The organism is Acinetobacter sp. HA, from assembly GCF_000264725.1.
Classification (GTDB): domain Bacteria; phylum Pseudomonadota; class Gammaproteobacteria; order Pseudomonadales; family Moraxellaceae; genus Acinetobacter; species Acinetobacter schindleri.
Window position 1 is genome coordinate 1 of record NZ_AJXD01000097.1, and the last position, 26,100, is coordinate 26,100.

20 protein-coding genes and 2 pseudogenes are annotated in these 26,100 nt (G+C 43.5%); 6 read left to right on the forward strand and 16 right to left on the reverse strand.

Annotation, left to right across the window (positions count from 1 at the left end; translation table 11 throughout):
* The coding region (locus HADU_RS13645) for an IS5/IS1182 family transposase (protein WP_008307300.1) at nucleotides 1–441 on the forward strand (441 nt) is incomplete at its 5' end.
* A gap of 231 nt (nucleotides 442–672) precedes the next feature.
* A pseudogene (locus HADU_RS13650) lies at nucleotides 673–1,781 on the forward strand (CaiB/BaiF CoA transferase family protein); the annotation flags it as partial.
* Nucleotides 1,782–1,851: 70 nt separating this feature from the next.
* Here HADU_RS13650 and HADU_RS13655 read toward each other — a convergent pair.
* From HADU_RS13655 to HADU_RS13690, 8 genes and pseudogenes are all read right to left on the reverse strand, one after another.
* The gene (locus HADU_RS13655; protein ID WP_005222155.1) at nucleotides 1,852–3,534 is read right to left on the reverse strand and encodes an AMP-binding protein; all 1,683 of its coding nucleotides are present in this window, start codon (nucleotides 3,532–3,534) and stop codon (nucleotides 1,852–1,854) included.
* A 76-nt stretch (nucleotides 3,535–3,610) separates the two neighbouring features.
* Nucleotides 3,611–5,107 (reverse strand): flavin-containing monooxygenase, encoded by a 1,497-nt coding sequence (locus tag HADU_RS13660; protein ID WP_008307302.1) that lies wholly within the window; start codon nucleotides 5,105–5,107, stop codon nucleotides 3,611–3,613.
* 12 nt (nucleotides 5,108–5,119) lie between these two features.
* Nucleotides 5,120–5,959, reverse strand: a complete 840-nt coding sequence (locus HADU_RS13665; RefSeq protein ID WP_008307304.1) for an alpha/beta fold hydrolase — start codon at nucleotides 5,957–5,959, stop codon at nucleotides 5,120–5,122.
* A gap of 129 nt (nucleotides 5,960–6,088) precedes the next feature.
* A complete protein-coding gene (locus tag HADU_RS13670; protein ID WP_005222158.1) occupies nucleotides 6,089–7,891 on the reverse strand; it encodes an acyl-CoA dehydrogenase C-terminal domain-containing protein in 1,803 nt (600 codons plus the stop codon).
* Between the two features lie 207 nt (nucleotides 7,892–8,098).
* Nucleotides 8,099–9,079, reverse strand: a complete 981-nt coding sequence (locus HADU_RS13675) for an NAD(P)H-dependent flavin oxidoreductase (RefSeq protein WP_005222159.1) — start codon at nucleotides 9,077–9,079, stop codon at nucleotides 8,099–8,101.
* Between the two features lie 11 nt (nucleotides 9,080–9,090).
* Nucleotides 9,091–9,879, reverse strand: a pseudogene (locus tag HADU_RS13680) (enoyl-CoA hydratase-related protein).
* Nucleotides 9,880–9,915: 36 nt separating this feature from the next.
* Nucleotides 9,916–10,839 (reverse strand): 2-hydroxyacid dehydrogenase, encoded by a 924-nt coding sequence (locus HADU_RS13685; protein ID WP_005222161.1) that lies wholly within the window; start codon nucleotides 10,837–10,839, stop codon nucleotides 9,916–9,918.
* Nucleotides 10,836–11,591, reverse strand: a complete 756-nt coding sequence (locus HADU_RS13690; RefSeq protein WP_005222162.1) for a class II aldolase/adducin family protein — start codon at nucleotides 11,589–11,591, stop codon at nucleotides 10,836–10,838. Before HADU_RS13690 ends, HADU_RS13685 begins: the two co-directional genes overlap by 4 nt.
* 110 nt (nucleotides 11,592–11,701) lie before the next feature.
* Here HADU_RS13690 and HADU_RS13695 point away from each other — a divergent pair, with 110 nt between their 5' ends.
* Nucleotides 11,702–12,139 (forward strand): PaaI family thioesterase, encoded by a 438-nt coding sequence (locus tag HADU_RS13695; protein ID WP_005222163.1) that lies wholly within the window; start codon nucleotides 11,702–11,704, stop codon nucleotides 12,137–12,139.
* A gap of 119 nt (nucleotides 12,140–12,258) precedes the next feature.
* Here the strand turns inward: HADU_RS13695 and HADU_RS13700 are convergent, their stop codons facing one another.
* From HADU_RS13700 to HADU_RS13710, 3 genes are read right to left on the reverse strand one after another with little or no spacing between them, the layout of a single operon-like run.
* Nucleotides 12,259–13,470, reverse strand: coding sequence for a 3-oxoadipyl-CoA thiolase (locus HADU_RS13700; protein ID WP_008307308.1), 1,212 nt, complete (start codon nucleotides 13,468–13,470; stop codon nucleotides 12,259–12,261).
* A gap of 25 nt (nucleotides 13,471–13,495) precedes the next feature.
* On the reverse strand, nucleotides 13,496–15,016 hold the full coding sequence (locus tag HADU_RS13705; protein WP_005222167.1) for a 3-hydroxyacyl-CoA dehydrogenase: 1,521 nt from the start codon (nucleotides 15,014–15,016) through the stop codon (nucleotides 13,496–13,498).
* A 2-nt stretch (nucleotides 15,017–15,018) separates the two neighbouring features.
* A complete protein-coding gene (locus HADU_RS13710) occupies nucleotides 15,019–15,792 on the reverse strand; it encodes an enoyl-CoA hydratase (RefSeq protein WP_005222169.1) in 774 nt (257 codons plus the stop codon).
* 452 nt (nucleotides 15,793–16,244) lie between these two features.
* Here HADU_RS13710 and HADU_RS13715 point away from each other — a divergent pair, with 452 nt between their 5' ends.
* The 3 genes from HADU_RS13715 to HADU_RS13725 all read left to right on the forward strand — a co-directional run bounded on the left by HADU_RS13715 (nucleotide 16,245) and on the right by HADU_RS13725 (nucleotide 20,242).
* Nucleotides 16,245–17,543 (forward strand): MFS transporter, encoded by a 1,299-nt coding sequence (locus HADU_RS13715; RefSeq protein ID WP_005222173.1) that lies wholly within the window; start codon nucleotides 16,245–16,247, stop codon nucleotides 17,541–17,543.
* A 222-nt stretch (nucleotides 17,544–17,765) separates the two neighbouring features.
* The gene (locus tag HADU_RS13720; protein WP_005222175.1) at nucleotides 17,766–19,031 is read left to right on the forward strand and encodes a DcaP family trimeric outer membrane transporter; all 1,266 of its coding nucleotides are present in this window, start codon (nucleotides 17,766–17,768) and stop codon (nucleotides 19,029–19,031) included.
* A gap of 17 nt (nucleotides 19,032–19,048) precedes the next feature.
* A complete protein-coding gene (locus HADU_RS13725) occupies nucleotides 19,049–20,242 on the forward strand; it encodes an MFS transporter (protein WP_008307312.1) in 1,194 nt (397 codons plus the stop codon).
* Nucleotides 20,243–20,787: 545 nt separating this feature from the next.
* Here HADU_RS13725 and HADU_RS13730 read toward each other — a convergent pair.
* The 5 genes from HADU_RS13730 to HADU_RS13750 all read right to left on the reverse strand — a co-directional run bounded on the left by HADU_RS13730 (nucleotide 20,788) and on the right by HADU_RS13750 (nucleotide 26,065).
* Nucleotides 20,788–21,462, reverse strand: a complete 675-nt coding sequence (locus tag HADU_RS13730) for a 3-oxoacid CoA-transferase subunit B (RefSeq protein WP_005222180.1) — start codon at nucleotides 21,460–21,462, stop codon at nucleotides 20,788–20,790.
* Nucleotides 21,462–22,130 (reverse strand): 3-oxoacid CoA-transferase subunit A, encoded by a 669-nt coding sequence (locus tag HADU_RS13735; RefSeq protein WP_005222181.1) that lies wholly within the window; start codon nucleotides 22,128–22,130, stop codon nucleotides 21,462–21,464. The genes HADU_RS13730 and HADU_RS13735 overlap by 1 nt, the downstream gene beginning before the upstream one ends.
* A gap of 51 nt (nucleotides 22,131–22,181) precedes the next feature.
* Nucleotides 22,182–23,462, reverse strand: coding sequence for an MFS transporter (locus HADU_RS13740; RefSeq protein ID WP_008307316.1), 1,281 nt, complete (start codon nucleotides 23,460–23,462; stop codon nucleotides 22,182–22,184).
* Between the two features lie 216 nt (nucleotides 23,463–23,678).
* On the reverse strand, nucleotides 23,679–24,878 hold the full coding sequence (locus HADU_RS13745) for an acyl-CoA dehydrogenase (RefSeq protein WP_005222192.1): 1,200 nt from the start codon (nucleotides 24,876–24,878) through the stop codon (nucleotides 23,679–23,681).
* Between the two features lie 32 nt (nucleotides 24,879–24,910).
* Nucleotides 24,911–26,065 carry an acyl-CoA dehydrogenase family protein gene (locus HADU_RS13750; protein WP_005222194.1) on the reverse strand — a complete coding sequence of 385 codons (1,155 nt, stop codon included), beginning with the start codon at nucleotides 26,063–26,065 and terminating at the stop codon, nucleotides 24,911–24,913.
* Nucleotides 26,066–26,100: the final 35 nt, after the last annotated feature.

Genomic DNA, 26,100 nt, shown 5'->3' on the forward strand with positions numbered 1-26,100 from the left:
AAAAAACAGAAGAAAAGCTATAGCGGCAAGAAAAAGACCCATACCTTTAAAGTACAGGCCATGATTCACTACAAAACTCAGCAAATTCTGAGTTTATGTACCAGTCGCGGTGCAGTGCATGATTTCGAGTTGTTCAAACGCAATTTAAACCAGATTCCTTTTAAGGCTTTTATCCTTGCAGATAAAGGCTATCAGGGGATTTATGTGTTGTATCCGAATAGCCTGTTACCATTAAAAGCCAAAAGACACTGTAAATTAGATCCTGAATTGAAAATCTATAATCAAGAAATCAATAAAAGAAAAATCGGAATTGAGCATGTATTTGGCAGCCTGAAAACCTTCAAAATCCTTGCTGAGCGTTATCGAAATAGAGGTAAAAGGCTTGGTTTGAGATTCAATTTAATCGCTGGAATCTACAACTTGGAACTGAGTAAAAAATGATTTATGAAAGAGGTCTAATTAATCTTATTGAATCTGAGATAGCAAATAGACTATGGGTTAAATATGAAATTAAATGTGCTGGGGAATTAGGTAGAGCTACTATTAGGCGTATATACATAATATAAATATCCTCGAAATGGAATAACAGTCAAAAGTAAAAATCCACTTTCTGAATTCACACTTAATAATACTTTTTCAGATTACATAGATTGCTATGATTCCAACCCTACTGATGCCTATGATGATACCCGTATCTGGGGACCCCCCTGGCTTAAAAACAATCAGCAGCAAGATACCCATGAATCGGCTTATTACCTGTCTGCTAACCGTGGCAAACACTCGGTTGCAATCGATTTATCTACACCTGAAGGTCAACGTATTATCAAAAAACTTGCTGAACAGAGTGATGTAGTCATTGAAAACTATAAAGCCGGTTCGTTGAAACGATACGGGCTGGATTATGAAAGTCTGAGTCAGCTAAATCCGCGACTGGTATATTGTTCTATTACCGGCTTTGGCCAGAATGGCCCGCGTGCGCAAGAACCAGGCTATGACTTCATTGTTCAGGGTATGGGCGGTATGATGAGTGTTACGGGTGAACGTGATGACCTTCCAGGGGGTGGTCCGCAAAAAGCAGGTCTGGCCTTTGCCGATCTGACCACCGGCTTATATGCCGCAATTGCCATTCAGGCGGCTTTGTTGTCCCGTGAGAAAACCGGTGAAGGTCAGTATATTGATATGGCGCTGTTAGATACCCAGGTTGCTTCCCTCTCTGTTCTGGCCATGAATTATCTCACCTCAGGCAAAGTCCCCGGTCGCTTCGGAAATGCACATGCCAATATTGTGCCCTATCAGGTGTTTAAAGCCCAGGAAGGTGAATTTATTATCGCCTGTGGTAACGATCTGCAATTCCAAGCTTTGTGTCAGGCCGTTGGTCTGGCTAAGGTGGCAGAAGATCCTCGCTTCTTAAAAAATTCTGGACGTGTTACACATCGTGAAGAATTGACCATAGTTCTACAGGCTCATTTCTATACTAGACCGGCAAAAACCTGGGTGGATCTGATTCATGCGGTTAAAGTACCGGTAGGAATGATTAATGACCTGAAACAGACTTTGCAAGAAGAACAGGTATTGGCACGTGATATGGTGATTAAAATGCCGCATACCTTACGTGAAGATTACACTTCAATCGGTTCACCAATTAAACTCTCCAAGACACCAGTAGAATATAAAAAGGCCCCCCTTGTCTGGGTGAAGATACCGATGCCATTTTGAGTCAATATTTAAGTTCTGCTAAAATGGAAGAACTGAAAAGAAAAAAAGTCATCCAGCAGCGATAAGCCTGCAAGCAGTAAAAAAGGAATCTTTAGATTCCTTTTTTATTTTAAAAATAATGGATTAGATCATTCCTTAGCAGGCTTTTGCACTCGGCTGAACAGTACGAGGCAGCTCGCGACGCAGAATTTTTCCTACTGCAGACTTTGGTAGTTCGGACACAAACTCAATGTATTTCGGCAATTTATAACTGGTCAGTTGCTGTTTCAGATAAGTCATGACTTCATCTTGGGTCAGAGTTTCATCCTGTTTCACAATAAATGCCTTGGGTACCTGTCCAGATTTTTCATCATCAATACCAATCACTGCACATTCCAGTATTTTAGGATGTTTGGACAGTACGCCTTCCAGCTCATTGGGATAAACATTAAATCCGGAGACCAGAATCATGTCTTTTTTGCGGTCCAGAATGGTGATATAGCCTTGTTCGTCCATACAACCGATATCACCTGTCAGGAAGTAACCATCTTTGGTAAATACCTGTGCTGTTGCTTCCGGTTGCTGCCAGTATCCTTTCATCACCTGTGGACCACGTATGGCGATTTCTCCAGCCTGATTAAGCTCTACAGGTTCTCCTTCATCATTCAGAATCAGAATTTCAGTCCCTGCCAATGGCAAGCCAATCGTGCCACTAAATCGCCGGCTTAAAGGCGGGTTAAAAGTTGCAGTCGGTGAAGTTTCGGAAAGCCCATAACCTTCATAAATCTGGCAGCCTGTGACCTCATGCCATAACTCTGCCGTATTTTTCAAAATAGATGCCCCTCCGCCGGTTGTGGTTTTCAGGCGTGAATGATCCAGTTCACGGAAAGGTGAATGATGCGCCAAGGCATTAAACATGGTATTCACCCCGGGGAAAACAGTGGGTGGATGTTTCTGGTATTGATCCGCCAAAGCATCCAGATCTCTCGGATTTGGAATCAGGACATTGGCGAAACCACGGCTTAAACCATAACTGAACAGGCAGATGGTAAATCCATAAATGTGATACAGCGGCAAGGCACAGAAAACATATTCATTTTCAATAGCATAGCGGTCACCAAAATGGCTGATAAATACGGTACTGTTCTGGGCAATATTAAATAAAATATTGCGATGACTCAGTTCAGCACCTTTAGAAACACCTGTGGTACCTCCCGTGTATTGCAGAATAACCGTATCTTCCTGATGTTGTACAGGTGTTTTAAAATCAATCTGTTCGACTTGATCAATCACCTGTTTAAAGTCAAAAAACTGTTTATCCGGATATTGTGCTGCCTGACTATAAATAGCACTTGGTTGCTCTTGAATAAAATCTAGCGAATGCGTTGAAATGACATATTTGAGTTCAGGACATTCATCTAGTGCTGTTAATTGCTCCAAAGTCTGTCCCAGGATAATCAAGGCTTCTGCACCTGAATCCTGTAACTGATGATACAGTTCACGCTGGGTGTACATCGGATTGACATTGACCAGCACATAACCGGCACGAATAATGGCAAATGTCGCAATTGGATACTGAATAATATTTGGCAACATCACTGCAATACGGCTGCCAGCAGTCAGCCCAAGACTCTGTAAATAGGTGGCGAATTTCTGGCTATAGACATCGATATCGTGATAACTGAATTTACGATCCAGATAGATAAATGCGGTTTTATCCTGAAATTTCACCAGATTCTCAGCAATGGTCGTGCTCAGGGTTTTCTCAGGATCTGGCCGGCTAAACTCCGGATTGATATTCCACTTTTTATATTCTTCCATCCATGGTTGACTGCTCATGACTATACTCCTGTCCTGGATTTACAATTATTTTGTATTATTTAAACCATAAGATTTTGATTTTAATTAAATATTTTTAAACCACTTTCTGCTGTTTTGATTCAACATACTTGTAGTGATAACCGCTACGAATAAAATGCTGATTTTTATCCCTAAATGAATGAGCATAATCCGGCCAGACCAAAGTCAGCTTACGACTGACCGGGTCCAGATACCAGCTTTTACAGCTTTCCGATAACCAGACACTACCTTGCGAAAGCTGCTGTAGCTCCTGCATATAGCTATTTTCAGCGCTCTGATCCGCTTCGAAAACCTGGATCTGTTCCTGCTCAAAAAACTGCAAGGCATCTAGAATCAGATCAAACTGGGTTTCCAGAAAATAAAGTGCTGAATTATGTCCACTGCCTGTATTTGGCCCATTCAGGATGAACAGGTTTGGAAAATTATGTACGGTCGTTGACTGATAACCCTGCATGCCGCTAGACCATTGTTGTTCCAGACTTAGGCCATGCTTACCGACCACCTTTGCCGCATAAGGTGGGCGTGCTGCTTCAAATCCTGTCGCGAATACGATGATATCTGCAGAAAATTTATTTTCAGCCTGGCTTAATACACTGTCTTTCGTAACTTCTGCCAAGGCTGAATCTTCAAGCGTGACATGCGCTTTTAAAAAGGTTGGATAATAATCATTAGACAGCAATAAACGCTTACAACCAGGTTCATAATTCGGTGTGAGTTTCTGCTGTAATTCAGGATCTGAAATCTGATGTTTTAAGAATTGCAGGCAGTTTTTCTTGACCCGCTCAATCTGGCTTTTCAGATTACGGCGCTGGGCAAAATTGTATTCATTGCCCCAAAACAAGGAATGTCTTAAGGCTGTCATACTGTCCGGATCTTTGCGAAAAAGCTGTTTTTCTGACTCAGAATAAGGTCGGTCTGGTCGGGGCAAAATATAGGGCGCACTACGTTGCAAGACAGTCAGGCTTTTGGCAGTTTTTGCAATTTCCGGCACAAGCTGGATGGCTGAAGCACCAGAACCCACCACAATGACATGTTGATTTTCCAGATTCAGCTCGTGGTTCCAGCGTGCTGAATGCATCACTTGGCCTTCAAATTCTTTCAGCCTCGGAATTTGTGGGAGATGCTCATCTGCCAGATGCCCGGTTGCGGTAATTAAAATCTCAGCCTGATACAGACCTATAGAGGTGTGAATTTCCCAGATGCGTTCTCGTGCATTCCAGCTGGCCTTTTCCAGTTGGGTATGAAAATTAATATGGGGCCGGATATTTTCCTGATCACAGCATTGAATTAAATAGCGCTGAATTTCTACCCCTTGTGGAAAGACACGCGACCAGTTGGGATTTTTAATAAACGAGAAAGAATATAAATGGGAAGGTACATCACAGGCGACTCCGGGATAGGTATTGTCACGCCAAGTACCGCCCACTTCTGCTGCACGTTCAATGATTTTAAAATCGTGGATGCCCTGCTGTTTAAGGCGGATTGCCATTCCCAAACCACCAAAACCGCTGCCTACAATTAGAATCTTGCTGCGCTGTCCTTTAGCTTGCATTATTTATCTCCTTTAAGGCATATAAGGCTGGATTTTTTGATTCACCGGATATTGTTCTGGATGCTGGCTAAACTGGTTTACCAGTTGCACCACTTCGGCTGGCGCTTCGACATAGAGCGCATGTCCTGAAGAAATTTCGATATAGCGACTGTTCGAAATTGAAGCAAACAGCAGTTTTGCTTGGGCTACAGGCACCATGCGGTCTTCACGACAGGCAACGACTAGAGTTTCTGCACAGATGTCAGACAAAGCTGATGTAATATCAATGTGATAATTCAGTTCGCGCTGTTTGGCTGCATCTTGGGATGGCTTAACAAAGCGTGCCAGATCCAACACCTGCTGTTCACTTCGTGCAGACAGATAATCATCGCTATACAGGCAATAATTCACAAAATGAGGCAAGGCCGCAGATTGTTCATTAAATAACTGTTGCCAGATAGTCGTCCGTAGTTGCTGTACCGAGCTGGTTTTGGTCCAACCAGCCAACAGAATCAAACGTGCCACACGCTGTTTTAAACTGGCTGCTACTTGTGCAGCAATCACGGCACCGAGTGAATAGCCTACCACTGTAATGATTTCATCTTCTGCAACTGCATGCTGAATCAGTGCTTCAACCTGCTGGCTAAAATCGGTCACCGCCAGATCAGCTTTATCGGGGGTATGTAAATCAATGGATAAAACCCGCTGATGAATACCCAGCATCGGAAAAATATAGCTGAAATGCTTGTCGGTATTTCCACCGGTGCCATGAATCAGAATAATAGTGGGAAATGCAGAGCGCTGTCCGACTTCATGAAAAGTAAGCTCCCGATCAGTATAAGGAAACTGTCGAGTAATCATGTCTAAATCCATATAGACTCCTGATCTTGTTGTTTTATGGTTTATTCAATACCAAAGAATAACTTTCAATATTTGAATGGGATTAGGATGCAAAAATTATTAAAAAAAGACCCACGACACGAGTATCGTGGGTCAAAAACTTTAATCGAATTTGAACTCTTCAGGTTCAAGTAAAAACAGGCTTTCACCACCAACTAGAATATTGGCAGTATGTGTCGCGGTTCTTGGTAAAATCCGAGCAAAGAAGAATTGTGCAGTTTTGATCTTGGCTGCATAGAACGGATCGGTATGGCCTTCTTCAATTTTCTGTTGTGCAGTAATTGCCATTTTCAGCCACAAATAAGCCGACACCACATAACCAGAGAAATATAGGTAGTCAACTGATGCTGCCCCAATTTCATTGGCAGACTGTTGTGCTTGAGTCTGAATGGTTTTGGTGAGTTCCAGCCATTGTTCAGTTAGCTGGCTGACTTGTGCAACTTGCTGGCTTAACTGGGCATGTTGCTGGTGTTCTTTTACAAAGCCCTGAATTTCATCGGTTAATGCGGTCAGCAGATCCAGTTTTGAACCCAGTACTTTACGCGCCAGCAAGTCGATTGATTGAATTTCAGTAGTACCTTCATACAGACTGGCAATACGTGCATCACGGGCAATCTGTTCCATGCCATGTTCAGCAATATAGCCGTGTCCACCAAAGACCTGCATACCGTGTTTGGCAGCTTCTACACCTGTTTCGGTCATTAAGGCTTTAGCAATTGGGGTCAATAATGCCAGACGGTCTTCTGCAGCTTTCTTCTCTTCAGGATTATCCGTTGCTTCAGCGATATCAGCATACGTTGCCAGATAATAAGCCAAGGCACGTGAACCTTCTGCAAATACCTTTTGAGTCAGTAGCATATTACGCACTGCCGGATGCACGATAATTGGATCCGCAGGCAGGTTTGGCTCTTTCGCACCTTCAAGTGAACGCATCGCCAGACGGTCTTTGGCATAAGCCAACGCGCCTTGATAAGAAGATTCTGCTGCTGCCAAACCTTGAATCGCTGTACCAATACGCGCAGAGTTCATAAAAGTAAACATGCAGTTCAAGCCGCGGTTTTCAGGCCCGATCAGGAAACCTTTGGCATTATCAAAATTCAGTACACAGGTCGCATTGCCATGAATACCCATCTTGTGTTCAATCGCGCTACACACCACACCATTGCGTGAAGCCACATTTCCAGCTTCATCCAGATTGTATTTAGGCACGATAAACAGCGAAATACCTTTAGTACCTGCAGGCGCATCCGGTAAACGCGCCAATACAATGTGTACGATATTTTCAGCCAGGTCATGCTCACCTGCTGAAATAAAGATTTTCTCACCGCTGATGCTGTAGCTGCCATCTTCATTTGGCACCGCTTTAGTACGGATCAGGCCCAGATCAGAACCGGCATGTGATTCAGTTAAACACATGGTTCCGGTCCAGCGACCTGCAATTAAAGGTACCAGGAATTTCTGTTTCTGTTCATCGCTACCATGATGCTCTAAAGTACGCATCGCACCATGAGACAGGCCTGGGTACATACCCCAAGACCAGTTAGTCGCCGTAATAATTTCTGAAATGGCAATACGGTATAAGGTCGGGAAGCCTTGGCCACCATATTTTTCATCACCAGTTAATGAGGTAAAACCAAGTTCTACATATTTGTCATAAGCCGCTTTAAAACCATCCGGTGTAGTCACGACGCCATCTTGCAGACGGCAGCCCTGCTGGTCGCCTGTCGCATTAATTGGTAGAAGTTCGTTTTGGCAAAAATCAGCAGCGACTTCCAGATATTGTTCCATAATATCCATAGAAACTTTGTCTGCGAACTTTGCATAGCCTTCGTATTTCTGTTCAACATTGAGCAGATCTTTCAGGACAAACTTCATGTCTTTTAATGGCGCAATATAATTTCTCATCGTAATTCCCTTGTATGAGTTCTAATTTGTATATTTATGACAATTAATTTCATAATACGAAATTATGTTTTAGGTCGAATATAATATAAGTGCATGGATAAAATCTAGTCATGACATAAAAAATCACATTTAAAAAATTAAAACTTTGGTATAAAAAAGCCATTCGGTAATGAATGGCTTTTTATTAAATGATCAAAATAAATCGATCTAGCGCGGGAAAAACTGAGCCAAACGTTGCTGAACAATCTGTTCTGCTTCTTGCATGATATTGTCAATCAGCGTTTGACAGGTCGGGATATCATGGATCAATCCCATGACTTGACCTGCTGTCAGTACGCCTGCATCTACATCGCCATTTTCCAAAGCCAGCTTGCCTTTTAAGCCACTGACATAAGGGCGAATCTGTTCAAATTCCAGATTTGGATCTTCACCCATTTTAACGACTAGATCAGATACCGCATTTTTGGCAACACGGGCAGTATTCCTGAACTGTCGATATAGCAGATGTGTCGCCCTTTCATCATTATCGACATAAAACTGTTTGATGTTTGGATGGATCGGCGCTTCTTGAGTGGCACAAAAGCGTGTACCCATATTGATGCCTTCAGCACCTAAAGCCAAAGCTGCGACCAGACCACGGCCATCAGCAAAACCGCCACTGGCCACAATCGGCACAGTAAGCTGATCCGCTGCCGCAGGAATTAAAATCAAGCCAGGAATATCGTCTTCACCCGGATGGCCCGCACATTCAAAACCATCAATCGAAATAACATCCGCGCCTATTCTTTGTGCTGAGAGCGCATGACGAACGGAAGTACATTTATGAATGACAATAATGCCATGTTGCTTAAACGCCTCAATATGTTCATGCGGCTTGTTGCCTGCCGTTTCTACAATTTTGATTCCACTTTCAATAATGGCCTGACGATATTCGGCATATGGCGGCGGATTCACAGCGGGCAATAAAGTCAGATTGACAGCAAAAGGCTGATCCGTCATTTCTCGGCAGCGTGCAATTTCCTTGACCAAGGCTTCAGGCGTCGGTTGAGTCAATGCCGTTAATGTTCCCAAGCCACCAGCATTAGAAACTGCACTGGCCATTTCTGAGGTACCGACCCACATCATACCGCCCTGAATAATCGGATAGCGAATGCCTAAAAGCTCGGTAATACGGGTCTGAATTTTCATAAATGCTCTCCTTAGCATCCGGTAAATTGTGCAGGGCGTTTTTCGACAAAAGCCTGGACACCTTCTTTATAGTCCTGACTGCTCAGCGCCAGATATTGCAGGTTTTGTTCCAGTTCCAGTTGCTGGTCCATATTATTTTCAGCACTGCGTTGCAAAGCCTGTTTGGTTAAGGCCAGTGCATAGGTCGGCTGTCGTGCCAGTCGCTGTGCAAGCTCATCGATATAAGCATCAAATTCTGCATCAGGGATCATTTTCCAGATCATACCCATTTCAGCCGCTTCTTTGGCATGCACAGGCTTACCAAGTAAAGTCAGTGCCATGGCACGTGCATAGCCGATCAAACGCGGCAACATCCAGGTGCCGCCGGCATCAGGAATTAAGCCAATTTTAGAAAAGGCTTAAATAAATTTGGCACTTTCTTTGGCAATGACCAGATCACAAGCTAGTGCGATATTGGCCCCTGCACCGGCAGCCACACCATTTACTGCCGCAATCACCGGTTTGGGGCTTTTACGAATCAGGTTGATCAAAGGATTATAATATTTGGCTAGAGAGCCTTCGGGAGGCAACGGCACACTACCGAGCTGCCCGGCACGTTCTTTTAAATCCTGTCCCGCTGAAAATGCCCGACCATTACCACGAATCACAATCACCCGAATATCCGGATTCGTATTCCAGCTTTTCAGCACCTGCTGCACTTCCTCATGCATTTGTCGGTTGAAACTGTTCAATGAATCTGGCCGGTTAAAACTTAAAGTCGCGACGCCTTGCTGAATCTGGGTTTGAATCATTTCCCACATCATCAATTTCCTTATTTTTTGCCTGTATCCCTACAATTAATAGCCCTTATTAACATCTACCTGATGGCACAAATCCAGGCCCTGATTAAAACGGCAGTCGTTTTCCAGAATCTGTTCCACCACCACAGACATGGGCGCATGTGAGGCGACATGTGGTGTAACAACGATCTTTTCATGCTGCCAGAATGGATGTTCAGCAGCTAATGGCTCCTGTTCAAACACATCGACAATTGCACCACGCAGATGGCCTGAATCCAGCGCTGCCAATAAATCCTGTTCGATTAAATGCTGGCCTCGCCCGACCTGAATGAGAGCTGCCTGTTCAGGGAGTTGCTGGAATAATTCAGCAGATAGAATGCCGGTATTTTTTTCTGTAAGTGGCAACAGGTTAATCAGGATCTGGCTTTGAGCCAGGAAATCGGACAACTGTTCTGAACCGACATAGCTTTTAACCTGATCAATCTCTTTCGGGGAATTGGCCCAGCCCGAGACCTGATAGCCCATGTCGGCAAGACGTTCCGCTACATAAGACCCCATATGCCCAAGACCCATAATCCCGATCTGGATATGCTGGCTATAACTCTGACGATACTGCTTCCATAGCTGCTGCTTTTGTTGCTGAATCATGCGGTCAAAATAACGCTGAAAATACAGCACACCCCAAAGCAGGTAATCAAACATGCCTTTTTGATGATGCGGATCGAGTACCCGGCACACGGCTTGATCAGGTCTTATCTCATTCAAGTTTAAATGCTCGACTCCTGCCGCAATCGAATGAATCAGGCCAAGTTTTGGGAGCTGCTGCAATTTCTCCAGATCTGGAAACCAGCATGCGGCCGTGGTCGCCTGCTCTGCTTCCGGGCTGTCCACTGTACAAAAACTGCTCTCAGGGGCATATTTCTGAAAAGACTTGACCAGAATGGCTTCAATGTTCGGCACAGTACTTGATATCACAATCATGATGCATACTCCGTATATTGATGCTCAATCAGGGATAACGCAGCCTGCCAGGCACGCTGTAAAATCGGTTCTACCAACGGACTGGCGAACTGTTTAGCAGTTTTAATTCGGACTTCTTCTGCTGGATAATGCAATTCAGCACCGCCACTTAAGGCCTTCACCTGTGCCTGACAGGCACGCTCCAGAAAATAGATTTCATGAAAGGCCCGAGCGATCGTTTCGCCAGCCGTTAAAAGTCCGTGATTGCGTAAAATCATGGCGCGATGGCCGCCTAGGTCCTGAATCAGGCGCTCCTGCTCATCTGTTGAGAGTGCCACGCCTTCATATTCGTGATAGGCCACCTGCTGATAAAATTTCAGCGCATGCTGGGAAATTGGCAAAAGTCCATGTTTCTGGGCAGAAACGGCTATCCCATCTGCGGTATGTGTATGAATGACGCAGTTCAGATGAGCATGTGCTTCGTGAATTGCGGAGTGGATGACGAAGCCAGCCATATTCACCGGCTTGTCCTGTTCATAGCTTTCTACGACCTGCCCTTCATGATTAATCTTGACCAGCGTTGAAGCACGCATTTTTTCAAAAGCAACACCATACTGATTAATCAGAAAACAGTCAGGCTGATTAGGAACTCTTAAACTGATGTGGGTATCAATTAGATCCGTCATCCGGTAATGCGCGATAATGCGATAAAGCGCTGCGAGTTCACAACGTGCCTGCCACTCGGCATCTGTGACGAGATTTTTTATTGTCATCGTTCCATCCTGGAAAAATATAGCATTTCGATCACTATCTGTTATATCATAATTTTAGAAAAACAGAATATTATTTCATAAAGCGAAATAAATCGTTACAAGGAGTGGATATGCCCACATCACAATTAAACGGACTTGAATATCTCACCGCAATTAAGAATGGGGAAATTCCCAGTTCAGCCATGAGTGAAATTATTCCCATGCGTCTGACCTTGGTGCGCGAAAACTATGTGGAATATGAGGTGCGTCCTGATCAGCGCCATTACAATTTACAGGGTGGAATTCATGGCGGCTTTTGTGCAACGGTTCTAGATAGTGCCACTGGCGCTGCCGTGCATACGACAGTAGATGCAGGTGTCAGTTTCTCGACCATTGACCTGAATGTAAAAATGCTGAAGGCAATGAAAAGCGGCGAAACCTATATAGCTATTGGTGAAGTTATCCGGATCGGACGTAATGTACTGACCTCAGAAGGCAGAATTATCGATAAAGAAGGTAAAGTTTATGCCTTTGGGTCGGCAACATTATTAGTCACTGGTCGTAAGTAATCATTACACTGATGTAATCAATCCCTGTATGTGCAGGGATTTTTTTATTTTGAAAAAATTCCAATAAAAAATGCCATGCATATCATAGATACATGGCATTAAGGCGATTACTTAAGCTGTTATGCAGCTTCAGGATTTTCAATCACCATCGCCAGGCCTTGACCCAGACCGATACACAGACTGATCACGGCATATTTTTTACCGGTACGCTGTAACTGACGTGCAACGGTTAAAGCTAAACGCGCACCCGAACAGCCCAGTGGATGGCCAATGGCAATCGCACCACCATTTGGATTGACACGCGGATCATCCAAAGCGACATCCAGACCTTTCAGGCAAGATAATACCTGACTGGCAAAGGCTTCATTAATCTCGATGATATCCATATCGTCTAGCGTCAAACCCGCACGCTGTACTGCCTTTTTAATCGCTTCAATTGGGCCTGCTCCCATGATGCGTGGCTCAATGCCAGCGGCTGCAGAAGACAGGATACGAGCGAGAGGTTTTAAGCCATACTGTTCCTGAACTTTTTCACTGCCAATAATCAGTGCTGCAGCGCCGTCATTGATACCTGATGCATTACCCGCAGTCACCACACCACCTTCGAAAAGCGGTTTTAACTTGGATAATGCTTCAAATGTTGAAGATGGACGTGGATGTTCATCTTCAGTCACTAATTTAGGCGGTAATTTACGTCCTTGTGAAACTTCAATCGGGGTAATTTCACCGTCAAAGAAACCTGCTTCTTTTGCAGCTTGATATTTCGCTTGTGATGCAGCAGCAAAAGTATCTGCCTGTTCACGGCTAATACCGAATTCTTCAGCCACATTATCACCTGTTTCAGGCATGCTGTGCGCGCCAAACTGATCCGTGAATTTACGGTTCGGGAAACGTGTACCAATCGTGGTGTCATAAATTTTGGCATCACGTGAATAAGCACTTTCTGCTTTGCCCATCACAAAAGGCGCGCGGGTCATACTTTCTACGCCACCGGCAATGTACAACTCGCCTTCGCCTGCAGTGATGGCACGTGCCGAATCAATCACAGCACCGAGACCTGATGCACATAAGCGGTTTACCGTCTGCCCCGGAACTGTTACCGGCATACCCGCTAACAATGCTGCAAAACGTGCCACATTACGGCTGTCTTCACCGGCCTGGTTGGTACTACCAAAGATTACATCTTCTACGTCTTCTGCCGGGATACCGGTTTTTTCCAGCAGGTTTTTAATGACTGTAGCTGCCAGATCATCTGGACGTACGCTTGCCAGACTTCCGGCATGGCGACCGATTGGTGAACGTAAACCATCATAAATATATGCATTTAACATGAGTGTTATTCCTTTAACTTTTTAATTAATGTGTTGTATGAACAAGAGGCAGACCAAGCTGAACGCGGCGACGCAACCAAGGACTTGGACGGTAACGCTGGTCACGGGTAATCGCAGTCATGCTATCCAGAATTTTCAGGATTTTTTCAGCACCCAGCACATCCCCCCATTCAATTGGACCATGCGGATAACCGAGGCCTAGTTTTACCGCAACATTGATGTCTTCAACTGTCGCGACGCCTTGCTGGGCAATATCACAGCCGAGATTCACAATCATTGCCAAAGCACGTTGAGCCACAAAGCCAACGCTTTCCTGAATTACACTCGCAGTCACACCATCCAGATTGAAAATCGATTGAGCCGCTTGGGTCAGTTCAGGCTTGGTCACAAAAGTTGGCATTAAGGTGCGGTGTTTATTCAGCCCATACAGTAGGTCGATACACACCACTTGCTGAGGTGCCACCTGATAACGAACAGCGGCTGAAGTTGCATCTTCACCATAAGTGGCAATTAAGATTAAGGCATCTGCCGAAGGTGTTTCAGTTTGCTCGATCTGAATATTGAACTGTTGCAGATACTGCTCAAGCGCCTGATGGTCTTGCTCATATTCGGTGCCTAGCCAAACTGCTGGATATTGCGCCAGTTTTTCAACCAATGTGGGAGCAACATCACCCTCTTTAGTTCCCGAGGTATAATCATAGAAACCTTTACCGGTTTTACGACCTAACTGTTTAGCGATAAAACGCTGGCGGGTAATCACACTTGGACGGTAACGAGCTTCCTGATAATACTGTTGATAAATCGATTCACTGACTGGGTGCGACACATCCATACCGGTCAGATCACCCAGCTCGAATGGTCCCATTTTAAAACCAATACCGTCACGGTAAATCCGGTCAATATCATAAAATGGCGTGACATTTTCATTCAAAATGGCATAGGCTTCACTACCAAAAGCACGGCCAGCATGGTTAATGATAAATCCTGGGGTATCTTTAGCTTTGACCGGACGATGGCCCATTTTTGTAGAAAGCTGGGTTAATGCTTCAATAATGTCAGCACGGGTATTAAAGCCTTCAATTACTTCAACCACTTTCATGAGTGGTACCGGATTAAAGAAGTGATAACCGGCAACACGTTCCGGCTGACTACAATTGGCAGCAATGGCACTGATCGATAATGAAGAGGTATTCGATGCCAAAATGGCTTCCGGTTTAACAATGTCTTCTAGTTGCTGCATCAGCTTTTGTTTGATTTCCAGATTCTCAATAATCGCCTCAACAATCAGATCACAATCTTTCAAATCTTCTAATTGCTGTGCGATTGATAAATGGGCAATATCTTCAGCTGCTTTTTCGTGGCTGAATTTACCTTTATCTGCCAAGGTATTTAATGTTTTGGCCAGTTTGTCATGTGCCTCTTCAGCTGCCCCTTCTTTGGCATCAAACAGTATCACGTCATGACCAGACTGAATCGCAATCTGGGCAATACCTGCACCCATCGTGCCTACGCCAATAATTCCGATTTTCTGAATTTGAATACTCATGCCTATCGTCCCTGATAATTCGGTTTACGTTTTTCGATAAAGGCCTGCATACCTTCTTTTTGATCTTCTGAAGAAAACAGCATCTGGAAAGACTTACGTTCCAGAGTAAGTCCGGCATTGAGCGGCACATCTTCGGCCAATAAAGCCACTTCCTTTATTTGCTCCAAGGCAATTGGCGGCATTTTTGCCAACCCTTCTGCCATCTTGATTGCTGTAGCAAGGGTTTCACTGTCTTCAGTCACCTGGGACACCAGACCAATTTGATAAGCTTCCGGTGCAGGTACCAGACAACCGGTCATGATGATACGCATGGCATGGAATTTGCCTACTGCACGGAATAAACGTTGAGTCCCACCTGCACCCGGCATCACGCCAACTTTCACTTCAGGTTGACCGAACTGGGCACTTTTTCCAGCAATGATAATGTCTGCATGCATCGCCAGTTCACATCCACCCCCCAGTGCATATCCATTTACAGCTGCAATCACCGGTTTTGAACACTGCGCAATCGCTTGCCAGTAACGTTCAGTACGACGTTGCATCATCTGGATGGTTTCAGCGGTAGCTAATTCCTTTAGATCGGCCCCTGCTGCAAAATCTGTTTCACCGCCCGTAAGAATAATGGCCCGAATATTTTCGTCATCATTGAGTTGTAGAAAAGCTGCAGCCAGTTTCTGGCGCACTTCTGTATTCAAAGCATTTTTTGCTTCTGGTCGATGGATCTTGACCATCGCCACATGTGCTGAGATTTGCTCTACTTGAACCACCTGTTCCATTAAAATCTCCATTTATTTTGTATAGCGAAATTTTATTTTATATAAAACTACGGTTTCTAAGTCTATAAATCAAGAATTTTTAACTCAAAAATTCAAAAAAGTTATTTTTTACTAAAAATAGAGTAAAAACTCTTGTTCAGTTGGTTATTTTATGATTAATTGATTTCGCAATGCGGAATTAATTATTTAAAGTAAATTTTGGCTATTCATTTAAGTAATTATTAGCCTTATAACGAAACTAAAAATTAATTTACGTAATAAAGATACTTCGTCGTTCAGTGATTTTTAACCCAGTATAGGGCTGAAAAATCAGATTTAACCTGATTGTTGACGTGGCTAAACCAAAACAGGAGCAGACACTTTAATCAGGAAAAACACTTTTCCGAGAGGAAGGAAAATGGATTTAGCGGTAGCAGAGGAAATGCTACTTTTAATTTATAGAGGATATAAGAATGACAAGCGATACCATCGTAACTGGAGACAATAAAACACCTGTCTCCTCCGAGGACACCATTAAACAGGCACCAAAACGCCTGTGGATGACAGCCTTTGTCTTTGCTTTTCTAATTTTACTCTGTGACGGTGCAGATATTGGCATTTTGGCTTTCAGTCTGACCAGTCTGAAAGCTGAATGGGGACTGACTTCTGTACAGGCCGGTGCTTTAGGAAGTTATTCCCTTCTAGGTATGGGAATTGGTGGCTTTGTCGGTGGATGGGCCTGTGACAAGTTTGGTCGCGTGCGAGTCATCGTATTAGCAACCATTGCCTTCTCGATCTTGTCTGCCTATTCAGGCTTTGCCCAGTCTTATACTGAGTTCGCAATTTTACGTACCCTGTCCTGCTTGGGTTTAGGCTGTTTATATATTGCCTGTAATACCCTCATGTCGGAATACGTACCGACCAAATATCGTACTACGGTATTAGCAACATTAATGACCGGTTTTACCTTGGGTTCTTTGGTCATCACCATGCTTTCAGGCTGGATCATTCCTGAATTCGGCTGGCGTATGCTGTACTGGATCACGATTGCGCCATTAGCCTTGGGTATTCTGATGCATTTTATGGTGCCAGAGCCGGAATCATGGAAGCGTGTACGTGAAATGAAAAGAACCGGCCAGATCGTGGATAATAACGCGAAAAAAGGCAATCCATATATCACTATTCTTAAGGACAAGACCCATGGCAAAATGTTTATCTTGTGGTCTTTCAGCTCTGGTTTCCTGTTATTTGGCTATTTCGGTGTAAGTAACTGGTTACCAAGCTATCTGGAAGCTGAATTAGGCATCAAGTTTAAAGAAATGGCGTTGTATATGGTGGGCACATTCATCACCATGATTTTTGCAAAAATTATCGCAGGCTATGTTGCTGACAAAATTGGCCGCCGTATCGTCTTTGCTTTCGGCACCATGGGAACGGCTCTGTTTATTCCTGTCGTGGTTTATATGCATACCGCAGACAATATTGGTGTACTGATGCTGATCTTCGGTTTCCTATACGGTATTCCATATGCCATTAATGCAACCTACTTAACTGAAAGCTTCCCGACCGCCGTGCGTGGAACAGCAGTCGGTGGTGCATTCAACATTGGTCGTATCGGTGCAATCTTCGCCCCAATTACTATTGGTTATCTGGCGATGCATGGTTCGATCGGCACAGGCTTGATGGTCATGGGTGCAGCTTACTTCCTGTGTGGTTTGATTCCTGCGCTGTTCATTAAAGACCGTTTATACGATCCGCAAAAAGCAGAATAACTTAACCTGTGTAAGGGCTGTAATTAACAGCCCTCCTCAATCCAAATTTTTATGACTTTAGATATCGAACCTATGGGATTTAACCTGAACTGGATGGTTCCTGTTGAACTGGTCTCATACTTATTCTTCCAAAGTTAGCATCTCTGCATTTAAAAATTAGATCGACAACAAGGAAAGAGCTTTCCTTCTTAGATATCAGAAAATTTCTTTAGGGATTAAGAAATGAAAAAATTAGTTTTAGCGACATTATGTGGTCTTGCTTCAGTACAGGCATTTTCGGCAGAAGCGTCTGAAGATCGGATGCAGTTTCTAGAATCGCAATTAAAGCAAATTCAGGCTGAACTTGAACAACAAAAAGCAGCACAACTTGCGTTAAAGAACCAGCAAGAACAGTCTAAAACAGCGGACTCCAAAAGTTTAAGTAGCGTACTGGACAATGTTGATGTGTATGGAATGATCCGTCTGGATGGTGCGATCGATTTCAAGAGTACGCCAGAAGCTCGTGGCCGAACCATTAACCAGATCAATAAAGTGCCTTTTACTGAACCTGATTCAACCCGTTCAGATTTCACTTTGGCGGCCAGTCGAATTGGTTTTCTAGCTAAGGATCTAGGCGGTAATCCGAACGTTTCCGCTCGTTTAGAAGCCGACTTCTGGACCAACAATGGTAAGGGTGATGGTGGTCTGCGTATTCGTCATGCGCATTTAAAATATTATAACTGGACTTTTGGTCAGGCATGGTCATTGATGTCTACGCCTGAAATCAGTACCGAAGCTGTAGATTATAGTCTGTTCCTAGGTGGTTCAATATTACGTACGCCTCAAGTCAGCTATGCGTTTAAGCTTGATCCGGAAAATACCTGGAATGTGGGTCTTGAATATATAGCCAGTGGCGATCGTTCTTCTGCCTTGCCTGCTTTAACCACTAAATATGTGCATCAGTCTGGCCCAGTACATCTATTAGCTCAAGGTTTTGTAAATCAAAAACAAGCTCAGACAGATACAGGTGATATTGAAAAAGTCGGTTGGGGTGTAGGTCTTGGTGGACGTTATCGCTTTGATGATCAAAACTCGATCCAGGGCAACTATTTCCATATGGTCGGTGACCAGCGCATTGCAGCCTTTTTAACTCAAGGCTCAACATCCGATGGGGCTGCTTGGGGTGGAGATTATTCAGTTGATACAGCCAACAATGAACTTTTGCTCAATGAGTTCAATAGCTTAAATATAGGCTTCACACATAAATTCACACCAAAACTACGTAGTAGTATTAATGCCAGTATTGTTGATTTTGACGATTCAAGTGATTATGCACGAGCAAATCCTGAAGCCAATAAACGTTTAACTGACTATGTCGCTAACCTGATTTATTCTCCAGTTCCAAAGATTAATCTGGGTGCAGAATATCATCATGGCAAGCGTGAAACCTTTGACAACAAGGAAGCAGATATTTCGCGTATCAACCTCTCTGCCAACTATAGCTTTTAAGGCCTCAGGAGACAAGGATGTCAGCCCAAGGGCAAATTTCACGCCGTTTCATGTTCATGATGGCCATGACCTGCGCACTCTGCGCAGGTTGTAACTATTTTAACCAGCCCTTGATCTATTCTATTGCAGAGGATCTGCAGATCAGTGTAGCTCAGTCTGGCTGGACTGTCGTTTTAACCCAGATTGGTTATGCCACTGGGTTGTTTTTCTTTGTACCGCTAGGCGATTTATTCGAAAAACGGCTGTATATCTGTAGTTTGATGTTCTGTACCGGATTGGCGCTTATTGGGCTTTCCGCCAGCACCAACCTGCATATGTTGTATGGCTTTACCTTGCTCGCCTCTTTTTGTTCGATTACCACCCAGATTCTGATTCCTTTTGCCGCCAGCCTGTCGCAACGTGATAAAAGTGCCGAAGTCGTTGGCCTGCTGATGAGCGGTGTCCTGGTCGGTATTCTGTTTGCCCGTACCGTGGCCGGACTGATTTCAACTTTATGGTCCTGGCATGCGGTGTACTTATTTAGTGGCTGTTCTATTCTTTTACTCAGCCTCGCAATGTGGTTCCAGCTACCAAAAGCTAAAACCCAATTGCAGATGAGCATTTTACAAATTTATGGCTCATTATTTACCTTTGCCAAGACAGAACCTATGTTGATCCGACGTAGTATGATTGGCGGTCTGGGCTTCGGCATGCTGAGTATTATTTTTACGACCATGACCTTTATACTGGCAGAAGCACCCTATCATTTTAATGATTTTCAGATTGGACTCATGGGCATTGTCGGTGTAGTCGGAATCTGGTCTTCTCAATGGACTGGTAAAATGATTGGTAGGCATCGGGAAAAATGGATTGCGCACCTGGCCACATGCGGACTGATTTTGGCGTGGATTCCCTTGTTCTTTGCCCAGAACTATTTATGGATTTATATCCTGGGCTTAATTCTAGCCTATTTTGGCATTTCCTGTTTGCATGTCTTGAACCAGAATCTGGTCTATCGAATTTCAATACAGGCCCGTTCGCGAATTAATGCCATCTATATGACCTGTTATTTTTCAGGGGCCGGTCTGGGCGCGTTTTTGTCACTACATTTATGGAAAATGTATGGTTGGTCAGCTTGTGTCGCATTGGGGTTTATCTTTGCCCTGCTCATATTTGGTATTAACCGCTATGACTTAAGCCGTGAACGCAGTCTGGTCAATATCCAGTCCTAATCATACATAATCTAAAATTTAATACTGTGAACTCATAGAATATTAGTTTAAGTTCACAAAGGCTTCTTTCATAAATCATTTTTTAATCATTAAGAAGAAATTCCCTCATCCTAACCTTCTCCCAGAGGGAGAAGGAACATTCAAAATTCATTAAATATGAAGATGACGATCATTTTTTGGTTTATGAAAGATATTTAAAGTATTTGACATATTAGCCCTGTGTTTCTATTTAGAACTATACGCTGGGAAATAAAGGACAGGATTATCCAGCATAAGAAGAACTCTCTTCTACCAGAATCCTTTTCGATTATTTTATTTAATCTTTTGATATTTAAAAATTTAACCTGATTTAAAATCTTAATATTTGTATAAATCCTTTTAAGATATCTTTTAAGCTTTCTTTTAATTAAGAGTTTTAAATAACTCAGTTGAGTAACAAACTACTTATTTTTTAAGTTCTTTGACTGTTAGCATAAAAGAATATCTTATAAAAAAATCGCAGCCTAAGCTGCGATTTGTAAAGATGGTTTCATTTCTTTAGATTATTAAACTGATACTTTTAAGCTCTCTGTAGCGCGACCATCAAGTAACTTACAACCGGTGTTTTGCTGTAGCTCTTCAAAACTTAGGCCATCGACCATTTCCACTACCCAAGCCTGATTATCTTTTAGCTCAATGATACATAAGTCAGTATAAATTCGGTCTACACAGTTTTTACCAGTAATTGGATAAGTCAGTTCTTCTACAATTCTAGGCTCACCATTTTTAGTGACATGTTCCATACAGACATAGACACAACGTGCGCCCACTGCCAGATCCATCGCTCCGCCAACCGCAGGTACTGCATCTAGTGACCCGGTGTGCCAGTTAGCCAGATCACCATTCACTGCGACCTGAAATGCACCCATAATACAGAAATCCAAATGGCCACCACGCATAATATCGAAAGAATCCGCAGAGTTCATAAAACTGCCGCCATCGAGCATGCTGACCAGTTCTTTACCAGCATTAATCAGATCATCATCAGCCTGTTCAGGATCAGTTAAAGCGGTAAAACCCAGAACGCCATTTTCGGAATGCAAGACAATATCTTGCTCAGGCTTTAAATAACCGGCAACGCGTGTCGGCAAACCAATACCAAGATTCACATAAGAACTGCTGGGAATATCCTGTGCAACTTTTTCTACAATCTGCTCACGTGTACGTTTTTGAATAGCCATTATTTAATATCTCCTACCTTCACCACATGCTGCACAAAAATACCCGGTGTCACGATAATCTCAGGATCTAGATCGCCGAGTTCAACAATTTCGTGTACTTGGGCAATGGTGGTTTTAGCTGCTTTTGCCATTAAAGGACCAAAGTTTCGCGCTGCTTTACGGTAGGTCAAGTTGCCCCATTGGTCCGCCTGATTGCCATAAATCAAGGCATAATCCGCATAAATTGGATATTCCAGCACATAGTCCTTGCCATTAATATGACGGGTCTCTTTTCCTTCAGCAATTTTGGTTCCAAAACCTGTAGGCGTAAAAATAGCGCCCAGACCTGCACCCGCTGCCTGAATTCGGCAAGCTAAATTCCCTTGTGGAACCAGTTCTAGCTCTACTTTTCCAGCTTTATATAGCTCTTCAAATACTTTAGAATTATTGGCACGCGGGAATGAACAGATCATTTTCTTGACCAGCCCAGATAACAACAGATTGGTTAGGCCTCTGTCACCAGAAGCAGCATTATTATTAATGATGGTTAAGTCTTTCGGACCAATATCAATCAGCGCTTCAATAAGCTCGATTGGCTGTCCTGCCAGACCGAAGCCGCTGGTCATAATATGTGCGCCGTCTGGAATCTGCTTGAGTATAGTTTCAATGTCCTGTGTGATTTTATTCATGCAATTGCTTCCTAGCATCTTCCTGTCTTTATAAAATGTTGGATCTATCAATTAATCGGCTTTTTGTGGGTCAAATAAACGGTCTTTAATAAAAAACGCGGGAATCAGACCACAAAGAAAATAGGCAATCCCCATAATCAATAAACCGGTACCAATGGAGCCACCTTGAGCAAAGTAGCCAATGGTCAAGGGAGCGAAAACAGCACCTAAACGACCAACGTTATAGGCACCGCCCACGGCTGTTCCGCGGATTTTGGTCGAGAAACTTTCTGTCATATAAGTGGCATTAATACCGTATGGGATGCCATACAGGAAGCCGAAGAACAGCATCAACCAAAGAATGTTATCTGGTGTATTACCAAAGACAATCACTGGAATGAAAATCGCAGTACCCATGGTACCAAAAGCAAACACTGCACGACGGCCAATCCGGTCAGCAATAAAGCCGGCAATGACTTTGGTACACATCATGATCAGGAAGGTTCCAATCATATACAGGGTCATTTCTTTAAACTTGATCCCCAGATCTGACTCTAAATAAGCCGGTAACCAGTTACTAACACCGTAATATCCAAACTGTAAAAATGCGGTACTGAATGACCACAGGATAAACATGCGACGGCTAAGTGCATCTACAAAAATCATTTTAAATGTGTTTTTTGGCTTTTCCTGGACAATACCACTGGCTTTTGCATCCAGACGTGCTTGACGCGCATCTAACCAGGCTTTTGGTTCAGGCACTAAAAAGTACATTGCGACTGCAAGAACAATAGGAATAATGGCAATGTAATAAAGATAGCGCCAGCCATATTCAGGCAATAACCAGCCCGCTAGAACAGTGGCCACCACCGAACCTAAGGTCCAGCCAGTCATCAGGGTTGCCAATACTGTGGAGCGATATTTGGTAGGTACATACTCTGCCATGAGTGTATTACAGGCAATATATAAGGCCCCTAATCCAATCGCAGAAGTAAAACGCAGCCATTTAAATTGATCGTAACTTTCAGTAAATCCTAGCCAGAAAGTTAATGATGAAAATAAGGCAATGGCAATGACAATCACACGAACCCGGCCAAAACGGTCACAAGCCCAACCTCCAAAAAAACCACCTATTGCCATACCTGCAAGTGTCCAGCTGCCTAAGGCACCGGCCTGCATATTGCTTAATGAAAATTCCTGTTTCAAACTGGTCAGGCTATAAGCCAATAAGGCAATATCCGCTCCATCGACCAGTAATGCCAAAAACGAAAAGATAAAGGCCAGAATCCAGACTTTCTGCTTGGGTTCGTTTCCACCTTCCACCGGGTGTTGTTGTGAACTGATTGTATCCATAATACCCTTTCTACTTTTCAGCACTCCTGTGCCTCTTAAGAATCCATATTTCACTTAATTATTTAAATGAAATATAAAATATTCGATCATTTTTTAATTTAATTGTAGCTATGTAGTACATTCAAATATGTTCTAGAGAGCTAAGTCAGTCGCTTATTAAATAAAAACTGAAAAAACCAGACTAGCCAGCAATGCTGGCTAGAGGCTTATCTTTATTTAATTGCAGAATGCTGCAATTCCAGTTTGGGCACGACCGAGAATCAGAGCGTGTACATCATGGGTACCTTCATAGGTATTCACCACTTCTAAGTTGACCAGATGACGGGCTACGCCGAATTCATCACTAATGCCATTTCCACCCATCATGTCACGGGCCAGACGGGCAATATCCAGGGCTTTACCACAGTTATTTCGTTTGATCAGTGAAGTTCCTTCTACCGAAGCAATCCCTTCATCTTTCATACGGCCAAAACGTAAAGCAACCTGTAAGCCAAGCGCGATTTCAGTTTGCATATCCGCCAGTTTTTTCTGAATTAGCTGGTTGGCTGCCAATGGGCGACCAAACTGTTTACGGTCCATGGTGTATTGATGCGCAGTATGCCAGCAGAATTCAGCTGCGCCCATCGCACCCCAGGCAATGCCATAACGTGCACTGTTCAGACAGGTAAATGGTCCACGTAAGCCACGAATTTCCGGAAAGGCATTTTCTTCTGGAACAAATACATTATCCATCACGATTTCGCCGGTGATCGAAGCACGCAGACCCACTTTGCCGTGAATCGCTGGTGCAGATAAACCTTCCCAGCCTTTTTCCAGGATAAAGCCACGAATATCACCGACATTACCTTCAGCAGAGACTTCTTTCGCCCAAACAACAAATACATCGGCAATTGGACTATTGGTAATCCACATTTTTGCGCCAGTTAAGCGGTAACCGCCATCAACTTTCTTGGCACGAGTAATCATGCTGCCCGGATCTGAACCGTGATCCGGTTCAGTCAGGCCGAAACAGCCAATATATTCACCAGTTGCCAGTTTTGGTAAATACTTCTGTTTCTGTTCTTCAGAGCCAAATTCATTGATTGGCACCATCACCAGCGAGCTTTGTACGCTGGCCATAGAACGGTAACCTGAATCGACACGTTCAACTTCACGTGCAATCAGGCCATAGCTGACATAGTTCAACCCGGCACCACCATACTGTTCAGGAATCGTCGGTCCTAGCAAGCCGAGCTCACCCATCTCACGGAAAATGGTCTGATCAGTCTGTTCATGACGGAATTGTTCCAGTACACGCGGCATCAGTTTGTCTTGACAGTACGCTGCCGCTGCATCGCGGATCATACGCTCTTCTGACGTTAGTTGCTGTTCGATTAAAAACGGGTCTTGCCAATTAAATCTAATTTTTGTACTCATTTTAATAGTTCCAATCTTCTAAAATCTGCCGATCAAGCTGTAGCTTGTTTAATCATTTCACGTGCAATAATGATTTGCTGGATTTGAGTTGTACCTTCATACAGACGGAACAAGCGCACATCACGGTAAAAACGTTCAATGGAATATTCGCTAATATAGCCAGCTCCACCATGAATTTGCAGACAGCGATCCGCGACACGACCACACATTTCAGTGGCAAACATTTTTGCGCATGAAGATTCAGTCGTCACATTTTTGCCAGCATCACGAAGTCGAGCCGCATCTAGCACCATACATTTGGCTGCATAAATTTCAGCTTTGGAATCTGCCAGCATGCCTTGAATTAACTGGAAATTTGTAATTGGTTGACCAAACTGTTTACGCTCAACGGCATAATTTAAAGCATCTTCCAGCATACGTTCTGCCATGCCCACGCTATAACCGGCAATGTGCAAACGGCCTTTATCAAGCACACGCATCGCGGTTTTAAAACCAATTCCTTCTACGCCACCAATAAGCTGATCTTTATGCACTTTACAGTTATCAAAAATCACATCACAGGTATAAGAACCATGTTGGCCCATTTTTTTGTCAATTTTACCCAAGCTTAAACCCGGTGTGCCGGCTTCTACCAAAAATGCTGAAATGCCACTCGCACCTTTAATCTCCGGATTGGTACGTGCCATGACGGTGAATGTTGTTGCACGAGGTGCATTGGTAATAAAACGCTTGGTGCCATTTAAAATATAGTAATCGCCGTCTTTGACTGCATTGGTTTTTAAAGATGCTGCATCCGAACCTGAATCTGGCTCAGTTAAGCAGAAAGAACCTATGATTTCACCAGTCGCATAACGCGGTAAATATTTCTGTTTTTGTTCTTCTGTACCGTCAATGACGATACCACTTGAGCCAATTCCATTATTGGTTCCAATCAAAGAACGAAACGCAGCAGATGTACGACCTAGTTCCATCGCGACCAGAATTTCTTCTTCCATGGTAATACCTAAACCACCATATTCTTCTGGAATCGTCAGGCCAAACAAGCCTAATTCTTTCATCTGATCCACAATATGTTCAGGAATCGCATTTTTTTCTTCAACTTCATGTTCTAGAGGAACTAGTTCATTTTTTACGAAATTACGAATTGTAGATAGTAGCTGTTCAAGCATTTCCGGGTCACGGATCATATGGATCTCCATTTATTTAATATCGGTAAATTCCT

Excerpts from the sequence above, each read along its gene's own strand:
- HADU_RS13655 (WP_005222155.1), bottom strand. The coding sequence starts at position 3,534 with ATGAGCAGTCAACCATGGATGGAAGAATATAAAAAGTGGAATATCAAT.
- HADU_RS13660 (WP_008307302.1), bottom strand. The coding sequence starts at position 5,107 with ATGCAAGCTAAAGGACAGCGCAGCAAGATTCTAATTGTAGGCAGCGGT.
- HADU_RS13665 (WP_008307304.1), bottom strand. The coding sequence starts at position 5,959 with ATGGATTTAGACATGATTACTCGACAGTTTCCTTATACTGATCGGGAG.
- HADU_RS13670 (WP_005222158.1), bottom strand. The coding sequence starts at position 7,891 with ATGAGAAATTATATTGCGCCATTAAAAGACATGAAGTTTGTCCTGAAA.
- HADU_RS13675 (WP_005222159.1), bottom strand. The coding sequence starts at position 9,079 with ATGAAAATTCAGACCCGTATTACCGAGCTTTTAGGCATTCGCTATCCG.
- HADU_RS13685 (WP_005222161.1), bottom strand. The coding sequence starts at position 10,839 with ATGATTGTGATATCAAGTACTGTGCCGAACATTGAAGCCATTCTGGTC.
- HADU_RS13690 (WP_005222162.1), bottom strand. The coding sequence starts at position 11,591 with ATGACAATAAAAAATCTCGTCACAGATGCCGAGTGGCAGGCACGTTGT.
- HADU_RS13695 (WP_005222163.1), top strand. The coding sequence starts at position 11,702 with ATGCCCACATCACAATTAAACGGACTTGAATATCTCACCGCAATTAAG.
- HADU_RS13700 (WP_008307308.1), bottom strand. The coding sequence starts at position 13,470 with ATGTTAAATGCATATATTTATGATGGTTTACGTTCACCAATCGGTCGC.
- HADU_RS13705 (WP_005222167.1), bottom strand. The coding sequence starts at position 15,016 with ATGAGTATTCAAATTCAGAAAATCGGAATTATTGGCGTAGGCACGATG.
- HADU_RS13710 (WP_005222169.1), bottom strand. The coding sequence starts at position 15,792 with ATGGAACAGGTGGTTCAAGTAGAGCAAATCTCAGCACATGTGGCGATG.
- HADU_RS13715 (WP_005222173.1), top strand. The coding sequence starts at position 16,245 with ATGACAAGCGATACCATCGTAACTGGAGACAATAAAACACCTGTCTCC.
- HADU_RS13720 (WP_005222175.1), top strand. The coding sequence starts at position 17,766 with ATGAAAAAATTAGTTTTAGCGACATTATGTGGTCTTGCTTCAGTACAG.
- HADU_RS13725 (WP_008307312.1), top strand. The coding sequence starts at position 19,049 with ATGTCAGCCCAAGGGCAAATTTCACGCCGTTTCATGTTCATGATGGCC.
- HADU_RS13730 (WP_005222180.1), bottom strand. The coding sequence starts at position 21,462 with ATGGCTATTCAAAAACGTACACGTGAGCAGATTGTAGAAAAAGTTGCA.
- HADU_RS13735 (WP_005222181.1), bottom strand. The coding sequence starts at position 22,130 with ATGAATAAAATCACACAGGACATTGAAACTATACTCAAGCAGATTCCA.
- HADU_RS13740 (WP_008307316.1), bottom strand. The coding sequence starts at position 23,462 with ATGGATACAATCAGTTCACAACAACACCCGGTGGAAGGTGGAAACGAA.
- HADU_RS13745 (WP_005222192.1), bottom strand. The coding sequence starts at position 24,878 with ATGAGTACAAAAATTAGATTTAATTGGCAAGACCCGTTTTTAATCGAA.
- HADU_RS13750 (WP_005222194.1), bottom strand. The coding sequence starts at position 26,065 with ATGATCCGTGACCCGGAAATGCTTGAACAGCTACTATCTACAATTCGT.